At 70.7% G+C, this 15,206-nt stretch carries 12 protein-coding genes and 1 pseudogene; all 13 read left to right on the forward strand.

Annotated elements, in window-relative coordinates; all coding sequences use genetic code 11:
* Positions 1-156, forward strand: a pseudogene (locus tag ACFV3E_RS08245) (NADH-quinone oxidoreductase subunit B); the annotation flags it as partial.
* Complete coding sequence (locus ACFV3E_RS08250) at positions 153-890, forward strand: NADH-quinone oxidoreductase subunit C (RefSeq protein WP_500534025.1); 738 nt, start codon at positions 153-155, stop codon at positions 888-890. The pseudogene ACFV3E_RS08245 and the gene ACFV3E_RS08250, both read left to right, overlap by 4 nt.
* Positions 887-2,221, forward strand: coding sequence for an NADH-quinone oxidoreductase subunit D (locus tag ACFV3E_RS08255; protein WP_500367309.1), 1,335 nt, complete (start codon positions 887-889; stop codon positions 2,219-2,221). The genes ACFV3E_RS08250 and ACFV3E_RS08255 overlap by 4 nt, the downstream gene beginning before the upstream one ends.
* 26 nt (positions 2,222-2,247) lie before the next feature.
* Complete coding sequence (nuoE, locus tag ACFV3E_RS08260; protein ID WP_500534117.1) at positions 2,248-3,075, forward strand: NADH-quinone oxidoreductase subunit NuoE; 828 nt, start codon at positions 2,248-2,250, stop codon at positions 3,073-3,075.
* 2 nt (positions 3,076-3,077) lie between these two features.
* Entirely contained in the window at positions 3,078-4,409 is a 1,332-nt protein-coding gene (gene nuoF / locus ACFV3E_RS08265) for an NADH-quinone oxidoreductase subunit NuoF (RefSeq protein ID WP_500534118.1), read from the forward strand.
* Entirely contained in the window at positions 4,406-6,907 is a 2,502-nt protein-coding gene (locus ACFV3E_RS08270; RefSeq protein WP_500534026.1) for an NADH-quinone oxidoreductase subunit G, read from the forward strand. The genes nuoF and ACFV3E_RS08270 overlap by 4 nt, the downstream gene beginning before the upstream one ends.
* A 35-nt stretch (positions 6,908-6,942) precedes the next feature.
* Positions 6,943-8,241, forward strand: a complete 1,299-nt coding sequence (gene nuoH / locus ACFV3E_RS08275; RefSeq protein ID WP_499516911.1) for an NADH-quinone oxidoreductase subunit NuoH — start codon at positions 6,943-6,945, stop codon at positions 8,239-8,241.
* Positions 8,234-8,890, forward strand: a complete 657-nt coding sequence (gene nuoI / locus ACFV3E_RS08280) for an NADH-quinone oxidoreductase subunit NuoI (protein WP_500534027.1) — start codon at positions 8,234-8,236, stop codon at positions 8,888-8,890. The genes nuoH and nuoI overlap by 8 nt, the downstream gene beginning before the upstream one ends.
* A complete protein-coding gene (locus ACFV3E_RS08285) occupies positions 8,887-9,684 on the forward strand; it encodes an NADH-quinone oxidoreductase subunit J (RefSeq protein ID WP_500534028.1) in 798 nt (265 codons plus the stop codon). Before nuoI ends, ACFV3E_RS08285 begins: the two co-directional genes overlap by 4 nt.
* Positions 9,681-9,980, forward strand: coding sequence for an NADH-quinone/ubiquinone oxidoreductase subunit 4L family protein (nuoK, locus tag ACFV3E_RS08290; protein ID WP_499513341.1), 300 nt, complete (start codon positions 9,681-9,683; stop codon positions 9,978-9,980). Before ACFV3E_RS08285 ends, nuoK begins: the two co-directional genes overlap by 4 nt.
* A gap of 12 nt (positions 9,981-9,992) precedes the next feature.
* On the forward strand, positions 9,993-11,891 hold the full coding sequence (gene nuoL, locus ACFV3E_RS08295) for an NADH-quinone oxidoreductase subunit L (protein WP_500329510.1): 1,899 nt from the start codon (positions 9,993-9,995) through the stop codon (positions 11,889-11,891).
* Positions 11,891-13,486 carry an NADH-quinone oxidoreductase subunit M gene (locus tag ACFV3E_RS08300; protein WP_500534029.1) on the forward strand — a complete coding sequence of 532 codons (1,596 nt, stop codon included), beginning with the start codon at positions 11,891-11,893 and terminating at the stop codon, positions 13,484-13,486. Before nuoL ends, ACFV3E_RS08300 begins: the two co-directional genes overlap by 1 nt.
* Positions 13,483-15,135: an NADH-quinone oxidoreductase subunit NuoN gene (nuoN, locus tag ACFV3E_RS08305; RefSeq protein WP_500534030.1), complete on the forward strand. Its 1,653-nt coding sequence runs from the start codon at positions 13,483-13,485 to the stop codon at positions 15,133-15,135. Before ACFV3E_RS08300 ends, nuoN begins: the two co-directional genes overlap by 4 nt.
* The last annotated feature ends 71 nt before the right edge of the window (positions 15,136-15,206 follow it).

Below are 15,206 nucleotides of genomic sequence, written 5' to 3' on the forward strand. Positions count from 1 at the left end.
CCCCGTCCCGAAATGCTGATGGACGCGATTCTCAAGCTCCACCAGAAGATCCAGCACAGCAAGCTCGGCGTGAACCGCGAAGAGGCCGCGCGCGAGGCGGAGGAAGCGGCGCTGAAGGCGCTGCCGACGATTGAGATGAAGGGGCTCCTCCGATGACGGATTCCCCGGACACCCCGAACCCGGACAAGGACGTCAACGCGGCCGGGCTGCCCGGCCAGCGCGGCGACCACGGGGAGGCGATCCGCGTCCAGCGCGGCATGTTCGGTGCCCGCAACGGCGGCGACACCTCCGGGTACGGCGGCCTGGTGCGCACCGTGCGGCTGCCCGGGGCGGCGAGCAGGCCGTACGGCGGCTGGTTCGACGACGTCGCCGACGAACTCGAGGGTGCCCTCGAGGAGCAGGGCCTCGTCCCGGACAACGCGATCGAGAAGGTCGTCGTGGACCGCGACGAGATCACCTTCCACGTCGCGCGCGAGCACCTCCCGCTGGTGGCCAGGACCCTGCGCGACGACCCCGCGCTGCGCTTCGAGCTCTGTACGGGCGTGAGCGGCGTCCACTTCCCCGAGGACAAGGGCCGCGAGCTGCACGCCGTGTACCACCTGCGCTCGATCACCCACAACCGGCTGATCCGGGTGGAGGTGAGCGTCTCCGACGAGGACCGGCACCTCCCGTCGCTCGTCGAGGTCTACCCGACCAACGACTGGCACGAGCGCGAGACCTACGACTTCTTCGGGATCGTCTTCGACGGCCATCCCGCATTGATGCGGATCATGATGCCGGACGACTGGCAGGGCCACCCGCAGCGCAAGGACTACCCCCTCGGCGGCATCCCCGTCGAGTACAAGGGCGCCCAGATCCCTGCTCCGGACCAGCGGAGGTCGTACTCGTGAGCACTCACCACGCACCCCGGCAGGCATCGGAGCGGGAGACCACCGAGGGCCGGGTCTTCACGGTCACCGGCGGCGACTGGGACGAGCTGTCCGAGACCGTCGGCAAGGCCGACGACGAGCGCATCGTCGTCAACATGGGACCGCAGCACCCGTCGACCCACGGCGTGCTCCGGCTGATCCTCGAGATCGACGGCGAGACGGTCACCGAGGCCCGCTGCGGCATCGGCTACCTCCACACCGGCATCGAGAAGAACATGGAGTTCCGGACCTGGACCCAGGGGTCCACGTTCGTGACGCGCATGGACTACCTCACGCCGTTCTTCAACGAGACGGCGTACTGCCTGGCGGTGGAGAAGCTGCTCGGCATCACCGACGCGGTCCCGGACCGCGCCTCGGTCATCCGCGTGATGCTGATGGAGCTCAACCGCATCTCCTCGCACCTGGTGGCCATCGCCACCGGCGGCATGGAGCTCGGCGCCACCACGATCATGATCTACGGGTTCCGCGACCGCGAGATGATCCTGGACGTCTTCGAGCTGATCACCGGCCTGCGGATGAACCACGCGTTCATCCGCCCCGGCGGCCTCGCCCAGGACCTGCCGCCCGGCGCCGTGGACCAGGTCCGCGAGGTCGTGAAGAAGTTCCGCAAGAACCTCCCCGAGTACGACAAGCTCGCCACCGGCAACCCGATCTTCAAGGCCCGCATGCAGGACGTGGGTTACCTGGACCTGGCCGGCTGCATGGCGCTCGGCGCCACCGGCCCGATCCTGCGCTCCACGGGCCTGCCGCACGACCTGCGCAAGTCCCAGCCGTACTGCGGTTACGAGACCTACGAGTTCGAGGTCCCGACCGTCGACACCTGCGACTCCTACGGGCGGTTCCTGCTCCGCCTGGAGGAGATGCGGCAGTCGCTGGACATCGTCGAGCAGTGCCTGGACCGGCTGGAGCCCGGCCCGGTCATGGTCGCCGACAAGAAGATCGCCTGGCCCGCGCAGCTCGCGCTCGGCCCGGACGGGCTCGGCAACTCGCTCGACCACATCAAGAAGATCATGGGCACCTCCATGGAGGCCCTGATCCACCACTTCAAGCTGGTGACCGAGGGCTTCCGGGTCCCCGCCGGCCAGGCGTACGTCGCCGTCGAGTCGTCCAAGGGCGAACTCGGCGTCCACGTGGTCAGCGACGGGGGCACCCGCCCCTTCCGCGTCCACTTCCGCGACCCGTCCTTCACCAACCTGCAGACCATGGCGGCGATGTGCGAGGGCGGCCAGGTCGCCGACGTCATCGTCGCGGTGGCGTCCATCGACCCCGTGATGGGAGGCGTCGACCGGTGACTGAGGTATCACTCGGCATCCCCGCGATGCCCGCGCCGGACTACCCGGCCGACGTACGGCAACAACTGGACGCGGACGCGGCGAAGATCATCGCGCGCTACCCCGGCAGCCGCAGCGCCCTGCTGCCGCTGCTGCACCTGGTGCAGGCGGAGGAGGGCTACGTCTCCCGCACCGGGGTGCGCTTCTGCGCCGAGCAGCTGGGGCTGACCACGGCCGAGGTCACCGCGGTGGCCACCTTCTACTCGATGTACCGGCGGGGGCCCTCCGGCGAGTACCAGGTCGGGGTCTGCACCAACACCCTGTGCGCGGTCATGGGCGGCGACGCGATCTTCGACGAGCTCAAGCAGCACCTCGGCGTCGGGAACGGCGAGACCACCGACGACGGCAAGATCACGCTGGAGCACATCGAGTGCAACGCGGCGTGCGACTTCGCCCCCGTGGTGATGGTCAACTGGGAGTTCTTCGACAACCAGGACCCCGCGTCGGCCAGGCGGCTCGTCGACGACCTCCGCGCCGGCCGCACCGTCGAACCCACCCGCGGCGCTCCGCTGTGCACGTACAAGGAGACGTCCCGGATCCTCGCCGGGTTCCCCGACGAGCGCCCCGGCGCCGTCGAGGCGAGCGGCGGCGCCGGCCCCGCCTCGCTGGCGGGCCTGCGGCTCGCCCGCGGCGAATCGCTGCCGGGCACCGGGGCCGGCGTGCCCCGGCAGACCTCCGCCCCGCCGCAGGACGAGACGCCCCCGGCCCACCCCAGCTCCCACGACGCTCCGTTGGACTCCGCGGTCTCCGACCCGGAGCACCCGGCGGGACCGGTCACGCAGGAGCGTCCGACCGAAGGTGAGGAGGACCGGTGACCATGGTCGACTCGGCGGAGAAGGTGCTGTCACCCGTTCTCTCGGCCTTCTGGGACGATCCGCAGTCCTGGACCCTCAACACGTACCGCCGCCACGAGGGCTACGAGGGCCTGCGCAAGGCGCTGGCCCTGCCCCCGGACGACGTGATCGCCCTCGTCAAGGAGTCCGGTCTGCGCGGCCGTGGCGGCGCGGGCTTCCCCACCGGGATGAAGTGGCAGTTCATCCCGCAGGGCGACGGCAAGCCGCACTACCTCGTCGTCAACGCGGACGAGTCGGAGCCCGGCACCTGCAAGGACATCCCGCTGCTCTTCGCCAACCCGCACTCGCTCATCGAGGGCATGGTGATCGCCTGCCACGCGATCCGCTCGAACCACGCCTTCATCTACCTGCGCGGCGAGGTCGTCCCCGTGCTGCGGCGGCTGCACCACGCGGTGGCCGAGGCGTACGAGGCCGGACTCCTCGGCAAGGACATCCTCGGCAGCGGCTTCGACCTGGAGCTGACCGTGCACGCCGGTGCCGGCGCGTACATCTGCGGTGAGGAGACCGCGCTGCTGGACTCCCTGGAGGGACGCCGCGGCCAGCCCCGGCTGCGTCCGCCCTTCCCGGCGGTCGAGGGCCTGTACGCCTGCCCGACGGTGGTCAACAACGTCGAGTCCATCGCCTCGGTGCCGTCGATCCTGCTCAAGGGCAAGGACTGGTTCCGCTCGATGGGCAGCGAGAAGTCCCCGGGCTTCACGCTGTACTCGCTCAGCGGCCACGTCGCCAACCCCGGCCAGTACGAGGCCCCCCTCGGCGTCACACTGCGCCAGCTGCTCAGCCTGAGCGGCGGGATGCGTCCCGGCCACAAGCTGAAGTTCTGGACCCCGGGCGGCTCCTCGACGCCGATGTTCACCGACGAGCACCTCGACGTCCCGCTGGACTACGAGGGCGTCGGCGCCGCCGGCTCCATGCTCGGCACCAAGGCGCTGCAGTGCTTCGACGAGACGACCTGCGTGGTGCGGGCCGTCACGCGCTGGACCGAGTTCTACGCCCACGAGTCCTGCGGCAAGTGCACCCCCTGCCGCGAGGGCACCTACTGGCTCGTCCAGTTGCTGCGCGACATCGAGGCCGGCAAGGGGACCCTGGCGGACCTCGACAAGCTCGCCGACATCGCCGACAACATCAACGGCAAGTCCTTCTGCGCCCTCGGCGACGGAGCGGCCAGCCCGATCTTCTCCTCCCTTCAGTACTTCCGCGACGAGTACGTGGAGCACCTGGAGGGCCGCGGCTGCCCCTTCGACCCGTCCAAGTCCACGGTCTGGGCCGACAAGTCTCACCTGGAGGTGAACGCGTGACCGTCACGACCAACGCCGCCTCCGGTGAGGCGGCGGTGCCGCCCGAGGACCTGGTGTCCGTCAGCATCGACGGTGTCGAGATCTCCGTGCCGAAGGGCACCCTGGTGATCCGTGCCGCCGAACTGATCGGCATCGAGATCCCGCGCTTCTGCGACCACCCCCTCCTCGACCCCGCGGGCGCCTGCCGCCAGTGCATCGTCGAGGTCGAGGGCCAGCGCAAGCCGATGGCGTCCTGCACCATCACCTGCACCGACGGGATGGTCGTCAGGACCCAGCTCACCTCCGACGTCGCGGACAAGGCCCAGCGCGGGGTGATGGAGCTGCTGCTCATCAACCACCCGCTGGACTGCCCCGTCTGCGACAAGGGCGGCGAGTGCCCGCTGCAGAACCAGGCGATGTCCGCCGGGCAGGCCGACACCCGCTTCGAGGGCCGCAAGCGGACCTACGAGAAGCCGGTCCCGATCTCCACCCAGGTGCTGCTGGACCGCGAGCGCTGCGTGCTGTGCGCGCGCTGCACCCGCTTCTCGCAGCAGATCGCCGGAGACCCGATGATCGAGCTGGTGGAGCGCGGCGCGCTGCAGCAGGTCGGCATCGGTGAGGGCGACCCCTTCCAGTCGTACTTCTCCGGCAACACCATCCAGATCTGCCCGGTCGGCGCCCTGACCTCGGCGGCCTACCGCTTCCGGTCCCGGCCCTTCGACCTGGTCTCCTCGCCGAGCGTGTGCGAGCACTGCGCGGGCGGCTGCGCCACGCGCACCGACCACCGGCGCGGCAAGGTCATGCGCCGGCTCGCGCAGGACGACCCCGAGGTCAACGAGGAGTGGATCTGCGACAAGGGCCGCTTCGCGTTCCGCTACGCGCAGCGCCCTGAGCGGCTCACCACCCCGCTGGTCCGCAACGCCGACAGCGGTGAACTGGAGCCCGCGAGCTGGCCCGAGGCGCTGGAGGCCGCGGCCCGCGGACTCGCGGCGGCCCGCGGCCGCACCGGTGTGCTGACCGGTGGCCGGCTCACCGTCGAGGACGCGTACGCCTACGCCAAGTTCGCCCGTGTCGCCCTCGACACCAACGACGTCGACTTCCGGGCCCGCGCCCACTCCGCGGAGGAGGCCGACTTCCTGGCGGCCGTCGTGGCGGGCCGCGGCCGGGACCTGTCCGGCGACGGCGTCACCTACACCCTGCTGGAGAAGGCCCCCGCCGTCCTGCTGGCCGGACTGGAGGCCGAGGAGGAGGCGCCCGGCGTCTTCCTGCGGCTGCGCAAGGCCTGGCGGGGGCACAAGCAGCGCACCTTCGCGCTGGCGCCGTTCGCCACGCGCGGTCTGGAGAAGGCGGGCGGCACCCTGCTGCCCGCCGCGCCCGGCACCGAGACCGAGTGGCTGGACGCCCTGGCCAGCGGCGTCGGCCTGGACGGCAACGGCCTGACCGCCCACGAGGCGCTGCGCGCCGAGGGCGCGGTCGTCCTGGTCGGCGAGCGGCTGGCGGCCGTCCCCGGCGCGCTGACCGCGGTCGTGCGGTTCGCCCAGGCGTCCGGCGCCCGGCTGGCGTGGATCCCGCGCCGCGCGGGTGAGCGCGGTGCCGTCGAGGCGGGCGCCCTGCCCGGGCTGCTGCCCGGCGGCCGCCCGGTCACCGACCCGCGGGCCCGCGACGAGGTCGCCGAGGTCTGGGGCGTGACCACGCTCCCGTCCCGCCACGGCCGCGACACCGGCCGGATCCTGGAGGCGGCGGCGAGCGGCGAGCTCGGTGCGCTGCTGGTCGGCGGCGTCGAGCCGGCCGACCTGCCCGACCCGGCCCGGGCCCGCGCGGCCCTGGACGCGGCGGGCTTCGTGGTCAGCCTGGAGCAGCGACCCGGCGAGGTCACCGACCGCGCCGACGTCGTCCTGCCGGTCGCCGCGGTCGCCGAGAAGGCCGGCACCTTCCTCAACTGGGAAGGCCGGGTACGGCTCTTCGAGGCCGCGATCAAGCCGGCCCAGCAGGTCCAGCGGCACCAGTACCCGGACGCCCGGGTGCTGACCATGCTGGCCGACGCGATGGACGTCTCCCTGGGCCTCGCCGACGTCCGCTCGGCCCGCGCCGAGCTGTCCCGGCTCGCCCCGTACGAGGGCCCGCGCGCCGAGGCTCCGCAGGAGACCGGCCACCAGCTGCCGAAGCCCGGCAGCGGCGAGGCGGTCCTCGCGGGCCACCGGCTGCTGCTCGACCGGGGCCTGCTGCAACAGGGTGACGACGCCCTCGCCGGCACCCGCCACCCGGCGGTCGCGCGCCTGTCGGCGACGACCGCTCAGGAGATCGGCGTCGCCGAGGGCGAGCTGATGGAGGTGACCGGCCCGCTGGGCTCGGTCCGGCTGCCGCTGCAGGTGACGGCGATGGCCGACCGGGTCGTGTGGGTGCCCCTCAACTCGGCCGGCGGGGGTGTCGCCTCGGACACCGGCGCCCTGCCGGGCCAGGTCGTCCGGATCGCCCCGGCCGCCGTGGACGCCGCTGCCGCACCGGAGGTGACCCCGTGACGGGACTGACGACCCTCGCCGCCGAGGACCTGTCCATGTTCGGGCGGGACCCGTGGTGGCTGATCGCCATCAAGGCGGTCTTCTGCTTCGCGTTCCTGATGGTGACCGTGCTCTTCTCCATCGTGTGGGAGCGCAAGGTCGTCGCGTGGATGCAGCTGCGCATCGGCCCCAACCGGCACGGCCCCTGGGGCATGCTCCAGTCGCTCGCCGACGGCATCAAGCTGATGCTCAAGGAAGACCTCATCGTCAAGAAGGCCGACAAGGTCGTCTACGTGCTGGCCCCGATCGTGGCGGCCATCCCGGCCTTCATGGCGGTCGCGGTGATCCCCTTCGGCCCGGCGGGCAACGAGATCTCGATCTTCGGTCACCGTACGCCGATGCAGCTCACCGACCTGCCGATCGGCGTCCTCTACATCCTGGCCACCGCCTCCGTCGGCATCTACGGCATCGTGCTGGCCGGCTGGTCGTCCGGCTCGACGTACCCGCTGCTCGGGGGCTTGCGCTCCTGCGCGCAGATGATCTCGTACGAGATCGCGATGGGCGTCGCCTTCGCGTCGGTCTTCCTCTACTCCGGCTCGATGTCGACCTCGCAGATCGTCGCCCAGCAGGAGGACCGCTGGTACGTCCTGCTGCTGCCGGTCTCCTTCATCATCTACATCGGCACGATGGTCGGCGAGACCAACCGCGCCCCCTTCGACATGCCCGAGTCCGAGGGCGACCTGGTCGGCGGCTTCAACACCGAGTACTCGTCGATCAAGTTCGCGCTCTTCATGCTTGCCGAGTACGTGAACATGGTGACCGTCTCCGCGGTGGCGACCACCCTCTTCCTGGGCGGCTGGCGGGCCCCGTGGCCCATCAGCACCTTCTGGGAGGGCGCCAACCACGGCTGGTGGCCGCTGCTGTGGTTCGTGGTGAAGGTGCAGTTGCTGCTCTTCTTCTTCATCTGGCTGCGCGGCACGCTGCCCCGCGTCCGCTACGACCAGCTGATGAAGCTGGGCTGGAAGGTCCTGATCCCGGTCTCGATGGTGTGGCTGATGCTGGTCGCCACCGTCCGGGCGCTGCGCAACGAGAACTACGACTTCCAGTCGATCGTGCTCTACGTCGGCGGAGGAATCGTCCTCCTGCTCCTGGTCTCGCTGGTCTTCGACGTCTTCCGCGACCGCGGCGAGAAGGCGAAGGAGGCGGCCGAACAGGCCGGGCCGCAGGAGCCGTTCGATCCCATGGCGGGCGGGTACCCCGTGCCGCCGCTGCCCGGCCAGGAGCTGCCGCCCGTCCCGCGGCGGCCGTCCCGCGCGGAGCGTCAACTCGTAGGCAAGGAGGCCGACGATGCCTGAGTTCCTGGGCCCGGTCGCGGGCTTCGGCGTGACCTTCAAGGCCATGTTCAAGAAGCGCCTGACCGAGCAGTACCCCGAGGAGAAGAAGCCGACCGCGCCGCGGTTCCACGGCCGCCACCAGCTCAACCGTCACCCGGACGGGCTGGAGAAGTGCGTGGGCTGCGAGCTGTGCGCCTGGGCCTGCCCGGCGGACGCGATCTACGTCGAGGGCGCCGACAACACCGACGAGGAGCGCTACTCGCCGGGCGAGCGCTACGGCCGCGTCTACCAGATCAACTACGCCCGCTGCATCCTGTGCGGGCTGTGCATCGAGGCCTGCCCGACGCGCGCGCTGACCATGACCAACGAGTACGAGCTCGCCGACAGCAGCCGCGAGTCGCTGATCTTCACCAAGGAGCAGCTGCTCGCGGGCCTGGAGGAGGGCATGGTCGACAGCCCCCACGCGATCTTCCCCGGCATGGACGAGGGCGACTACTACCGCGGCGCGGTGACGCACGCGGCCCCCGGGACCGAGCGCCAGGTCGCGGTCTCCAAGGGCGAGAAGCCGGACGAGACGGTGGAGGGCGAGCGGGTCGGCGACGGCACGGCGGGCACCGAGGTCCCCGCGACGGGCGGCGCCGCTCCGGCCGGGACGGGAGGCGAGGCATGAACGGCGTGACCACGCTGGCCGCGTACACCACCTCCACCGGCGAGGCGGTCCAGTTCTGGGTGCTCGGCACCGTCGCGGTGCTCGGCGCGCTCTCGACCGTGCTGATGAAGAAGGCCGTGCACAGCGCACTGTCGCTCGCCGGGACGATGATCGTCCTGGCGGTCTTCTACCTGGCCCAGGGCGCGTACTTCCTCGGCGTCGTCCAGATCGTCGTCTACACCGGCGCGATCATGATGCTCTTCCTCTTCGTCGTCATGCTGGTCGGCATCACCGCCGCCGACTCGCTCAAGGAGACGCTGAAGGGGCAGCGCTGGCTGGCCGCCGGAGCCGGCATCGGCTTCGGCGTGCTGCTGATCGCCGGCATCGCCAACGCCTCGATCAAGAACTTCCAGGGGCTCGGCCAGGCCAACGCCGGCGGCAACGTCGAGGGACTCGCCTCACTGATCTTCACCAAGTACGTGTGGGCCTTCGAGATCACCGGCGCGCTGCTCATCACCGCCGCGATCGGCGCGATGGTCCTCACCCACCGCGAGCGCACCGAGGCCCGCGCCACCCAGCGCGAACTCGCCGAGCGGCGCGTGCGCGAGGGCAAGCAGATCACCCCGCTCCCCGCGCCCGGCGTCTACGCCCGCAACAACGCGGTCGACGTCCCCGGCCTGCTGCCGGACGGCACGGTCTCGGAGCTCAGCGTCAGCCCGACGCTGCGCGGCCGCGGCCAGTACCGGGACGTGTCCGCGGAGGCGGTCGCCAAGGTCGCCGAGCTGGAACAGCGCTCCGAGGAGGCGTCGAAGTGAATCCGGTCAACTACCTGTACCTGTCGGCGCTGCTGTTCACCATCGGCGCGGCCGGGGTGCTGATCCGGCGCAACGCGATCGTCGTCTTCATGTGCGTCGAGCTGATGCTGAACGCCGCCAACCTGGCGTTCGTCACCTTCTCCCGCATGCACGGCAACCTCGACGGCCAGATCATCGCCTTCTTCACGATGGTCGTCGCCGCCGCCGAGGTGGTCGTGGGCCTGGCGATCATCGTGACGATCTTCCGCTCCCGCCACTCGGCCTCGGTCGACGACGCCAGCCTGATGAAGCTCTAAGGGGTAGCGAAAGTGGACTACTTGATCGGATGGCTCGTCCTCCTGCCGCTGCTGGGCGCCGGCGTGCTGCTCACCGGCGGACGGAGGCTGGACCGCACGGGCCACTGGATCGGCACCACGCTCGCGGGGGCGTCCTTCGTCGGCGCGGCGGTGCTCTTCTTCGACATGCTGGGCCGCGGCGGCGAGGACCGCGCGCTGCACTCGACCGCCTTCACCTGGATCTCCGTCGGCGGCTTCCACGCGGACGTGGCCTTCCAGCTCGACCAGCTGTCGATGACCTTCGCCCTGCTGATCACCGGTGTGGGCACGCTCATCCACATCTACTCGATCGGCTACATGGAGCACGACGAGCGGCGCCGCCGCTTCTTCGGCTACCTCAACCTCTTCCTCGCGGCGATGCTCCTGCTGGTCCTCGCCGACAACTACCTGCTGCTGTACGTCGGCTGGGAGGGCGTGGGCCTGGCCTCGTACCTGCTGATCGGCTTCTGGCAGCACAAGCCCAGCGCGGCGACCGCGGCCAAGAAGGCCTTCATCGTCAACCGCGTCGGTGACGTCGGCCTGTCGATCGCGATCATGCTGCTGTTCACCACCTTCGGCACCTTCACCTTCGAGCCGCTCTTCGGCCAGGTGGACAAGGCGGGCGAGGGCGTCCTGACCGGCATCGGCCTGATGCTGCTGCTCGCCGCCTGCGGCAAGTCGGCCCAGGTCCCGCTGCAGTCCTGGCTCGGCGACGCGATGGAGGGCCCGACCCCGGTCTCGGCCCTGATCCACGCGGCGACGATGGTGACCGCCGGCGTCTACCTGATCACCCGCTCCGGCGTGATCTTCAACGCCGCGCCCACCGCGCAGGTGGCCGTGGTGACGGTCGGCGCGGTCACGCTGCTCTTCGGTGCGATCGTCGGTTGCGCCAAGGACGACATCAAGAAGGCGCTGGCCGGCTCGACGATGTCGCAGATCGGCTACATGGTGATGGCCGCGGGCCTCGGCCCGATCGGCTACGTCTTCGCGATCATGCACCTGGTCACCCACGGCTTCTTCAAGGCCGGGCTCTTCCTCGGCGCCGGATCGGTCATGCACGGCATGAACGACGAGGTGGACATGCGCAAGTACGGGGCCCTGCGGAAGTACATGCCGGTCACCTTCGTCACCTTCGGCCTCGGCTACCTGGCGATCATCGGCTTCCCCGGACTGTCCGGCTTCTTCTCCAAGGACAAGATCATCGAGGCCGCCTTCGCCAAGGGCGGCACCGAGGGCTGGATCCTCGGCGGCGCGGCCCTGCTGGGCGCGGCGATCACCGCGTTCTACATGACCCGCGTGATGCTGATGACCTTCTTCGGCGAGAAGCGCTGGCAGCCCGACGCGGACGGCCACGAGCCGCACCCGCACGAGTCGCCGAAGTCGATGACGATCCCCATGGTCGTCCTGGCCTTCGGCTCGGTCTTCGCGGGCTTCCTGTTCAGCTGGAACGAGGCCTTCGTGAAGTGGCTGGAGCCGGTCACCGGTCACGAGGAGGGCCACCCGCCGATCGGCGCGGCCGCCGTCACCGGCGCCACGATGGTGGTGATGGTGCTCGGCGTCGCCCTGGCCTGGGCCGTGTACGGACGCCGCCCGGTGCCGTCCGTCGCCCCGCGCGGCAGCTGGCTCACCCGCGCCGCCCGGCGCGACCTGCTCCAGGACGACTTCAACCACGTCGCCCTGGTGCTGCCCGGCGAGTACCTCACCCGCGGTCTGGTCTACGTGGACCACAAGGGTGTGGACGGCGTCGTCAACGGCACCGCGGCCGCCGTCGGCGGCCTCTCCGGCCGGATGCGCCGCCTCCAGAACGGTTATGTGCGCAGCTACGCCGTGTCGATGCTGGCGGGCACCGCGGTGCTGGTCGCCGCGACGCTGCTGATGAGGGGTGTTGCCTGATGTCCTTCCCCCTGCTCACCCTGACCGCCGGCCTGCCGGCGCTCGGCGCGATCGCCACCGCCGCCGTGCCGGCGGCGCGGCGCGAGGCCGCCAAGTGGCTGGCGCTGGCCGTCTCACTGGCGACGCTCGTGCTGGCCGCGATCGTGTTCGTCCGCTTCGACCCGGGCGGGGCCCGGTACCAGCTCAGCGAGTCCCACGCGTGGATCGCCGACTTCGGGGTCCGCTACGAACTCGGCGTGGACGGCATCGCCGTCGCGCTCATCGGGCTGACCGCGCTGCTCGTCCCGTTCGTCATCGCCGCGGGCTGGCACGACGCCGACCCTCTGGAGGAGAAGAACCCCAACCGCCGCTGGCGGCCCACCCAGGGCTTCTTCGCGTTGATCCTGCTGGTCGAGGCGATGGTGATCATCTCCTTCGAGGCCACGGACGTCTTCCTCTTCTACATCTTCTTCGAGGCCATGCTCATCCCGATGTACTTCCTCATCGGCGGCTTCGGGGACCGTGCCCACGAGCACGGCGAGGAGGAGGCGGCCCGTCAGCGCTCCTACGCGGCGGTGAAGTTCCTGCTCTACAACCTGGCCGGCGGGCTCATCATGCTGGCCGCGGTCATCGGGCTCTACGCCGTCACCGCCGACCAGCTCGGCCAGGGCACCTTCTCCCTCCAGGAGATCCTGCAGGCCCGGGCGGCCGGCAAGCTCGACATGTCCACCACCGCGGAACGCGCCCTGTTCCTCGGCTTCTTCTTCGCGTTCGCGGTCAAGGCCCCGCTGTTCCCGCTGCACACCTGGCTGCCCAACGCCATGGGCGAGGCCACGGCGCCGGTCGCGGTGCTCATCACCGCGGTCGTCGACAAGGTCGGCACCTTCGCGATGCTCCGCTTCTGCCTCCAGCTCTTCCCCGAGGCCAGCAAGTGGGCGACGCCGGTGATCCTGGTGCTGGCGCTGATCAGCATCGTCTACGGCGCCCTGGTCGCCGTCGGCCAGCGCGACATCAAACGGCTGGTCGCGTACGCGTCGATCTCCCACTTCGGCTTCATCATCCTGGGCATCTTCGCGATGACCTCCCAGGGCCAGGGCGGGGCGACGCTGTACATGGTCAACCACGGCATCTCCACCGCCGCGCTGATGCTGGTCGCGGGCTTCCTGATCTCCCGTCGCGGCTCCCGTCTCATCGCGTCCTACGGCGGGGTGCAGAAGGTGGCCCCGGTGCTGGCCGGCACCTTCCTGATCGGCGGTCTGGCCACCCTGTCGCTGCCGGGGCTCGCCCCCTTCGTCAGTGAGTTCCTCGTCCTCGTCGGGACGTTCAGCCGCTACCCGGCCGTCGGGATCGTCGCCACCACCGGCATCGTCCTCGCCGCGCTGTACGTCCTCGTCCTGTACCAGCGGACGATGACCGGCCCGGTGAAGGCCGAGGTGCAGGGGATGCCCGACCTGAAGGTCCGGGAACTCGCCGTCGTGGCGCCGCTGATCGCGCTGCTGATCGTGCTCGGCGTGTATCCGAAGCCGCTGACCGACGTCGTCAACCCGGCGGTGCAGCAGACGCTCTCCGACGTGCACAAGACCGACCCCAAGCCGGCGCTGGAGGCATCCAAGTGAGCAGCACAGTTGCTGTCCACAGCCTGTGGACAACGGCGGCACCGCTCGCCGCCGACAAGATCAACGCGCCGAAGATCGAGTACGCCCAGCTGGCTCCGGTCCTGATCGTCTTCGGTGTGGCCATCCTCGGCATCCTCATCGAGGCGTTCCTGCCGCGGCGCCTGCGCTACACCGGGCAGGTCGGCCTCGCGGTCGTCGGCATGGCCGCCGCCTTCGCCGCGGTCGTGGCGCTCGCGGCGGGCGGCTACGCCACGACGAAGGCCCACATCGCCGCCATGGGCGCGGTCGCCGTCGACGGCCCGGCCCTCTTCCTGCAGGGCACGATCCTGCTGGTGGGCCTGGTCGGGGTGTTCACCTTCGCCGAGCGCCGGCTCGACCCCAAGGCGCACGGCCGGCACGTCGACTCCTTCGCCGCACAGGGCTCCGCGGTGCCGGGCAGCGACCAGGAGAAGGACGCCGTCCGGGCCGGTTTCACCACCACCGAGGTCTTCCCGCTGCTGATGTTCGCCGTCGGCGGCATGCTGATCTTCCCGGCGGCCAACGACCTGCTGACGCTCTTCGTGGCCCTGGAGGTCTTCTCCCTCCCGCTCTACCTGCTCTGCGCCCTCGCCCGGCGGCGGCGTGTGATGTCGCAGGAGGCGGCGGTCAAGTACTTCCTGCTGGGCGCCTTCTCCTCCGCCTTCCTGCTGTTCGGCATCGCCCTGCTGTACGGCTACGCGGGCACCGTCTCCTACTCCGGCATCGCGTCGGTCGTGGACGGCACCGCCAAGCTCAACCCGGCGCTGGCCGACTCCGCGGGCAACGACGCGCTGCTGCTGATCGGTGCCGCGCTGGTCGGCATGGGCCTGCTGTTCAAGGTGGGCGCCGTGCCGTTCCACATGTGGACGCCGGACGTCTACGAGGGCGCTCCGACCCCGGTCACCGGCTTCATGGCCGCGGCCACCAAGGTCGCCGCCTTCGGCGCGCTGCTGCGACTGCTCTACGTGGTCCTGCCGGAGCTGCGCTGGGACTGGCGGCCGGTGCTGTGGGGCGTCGCGATCCTCACGATGCTGGTCGGCGCGATCGTCGCGGTCACCCAGACCGACGTGAAGCGCCTGCTCGCGTACTCCTCGATCGCGCACGCCGGCTTCATCCTGGCCGGTGTCATCGCTACCACGCCGGAGGGCATCTCCTCGGTGCTCTTCTACCTGGCGGCGTACTCCTTCGTGACGCTGGGCGCCTTCGCCGTCGTCACGCTGGTGCGCGACGCCGGCGGGGAGGCCACGCACCTGTCGCGCTGGGCGGGCCTGGGACGGCGCTCCCCGCTGGTGGCCGCGGTCTTCGCGGTCTTCCTGCTCGCCTTCGCCGGCATCCCGCTGACGTCCGGCTTCGCCGGGAAGTTCGCGGTCTTCAGCGCCGCCGCGCAGGGCGGGGCGGTGCCGCTGGTGATCGTGGGTGTGATCTCGTCCGCCATCGCGGCGTTCTTCTACATCCGGGTCATCGTGCTCATGTTCTTCAGCGAGCCCAAGGCCGACGGCCCCACGGTCGCCGTGCCCTCGCCGCTGACGTCCACGGCCATCGCAGTGGGCGTGGCGGTCACCCTCGTGCTGGGTGTCGCGCCCCAGTACTTCCTGGACCTCGCGAGCCAGGCGGGCGTCTTCGTCCGCTGACCCCACCACACGGCCCGGCCCGTGCGGCCATCAACGGCGCGGCTCCCCGCACTTGGCGGGGGCCGCGCCGT

Origin of the sequence: Streptomyces sp. NPDC059718 (assembly GCF_042733315.1) — a bacterium.
Taxonomy (GTDB): Bacteria; Actinomycetota; Actinomycetes; order Streptomycetales; family Streptomycetaceae; genus Actinacidiphila.

Bases quoted from the DNA above. Each gene is read 5' to 3' on its own strand.
- nuoI (WP_500534027.1), top strand. From the start codon at position 8,234: ATGCCTGAGTTCCTGGGCCCGGTCGCGGGCTTCGGCGTGACCTTCAAG.
- ACFV3E_RS08250 (WP_500534025.1), top strand. From the start codon at position 153: ATGACGGATTCCCCGGACACCCCGAACCCGGACAAGGACGTCAACGCG.
- ACFV3E_RS08285 (WP_500534028.1), top strand. From the start codon at position 8,887: ATGAACGGCGTGACCACGCTGGCCGCGTACACCACCTCCACCGGCGAG.
- nuoH (WP_499516911.1), top strand. From the start codon at position 6,943: ATGTTCGGGCGGGACCCGTGGTGGCTGATCGCCATCAAGGCGGTCTTC.
- nuoF (WP_500534118.1), top strand. From the start codon at position 3,078: ATGGTCGACTCGGCGGAGAAGGTGCTGTCACCCGTTCTCTCGGCCTTC.
- nuoE (WP_500534117.1), top strand. From the start codon at position 2,248: ATGCCCGCGCCGGACTACCCGGCCGACGTACGGCAACAACTGGACGCG.
- ACFV3E_RS08300 (WP_500534029.1), top strand. From the start codon at position 11,891: ATGTCCTTCCCCCTGCTCACCCTGACCGCCGGCCTGCCGGCGCTCGGC.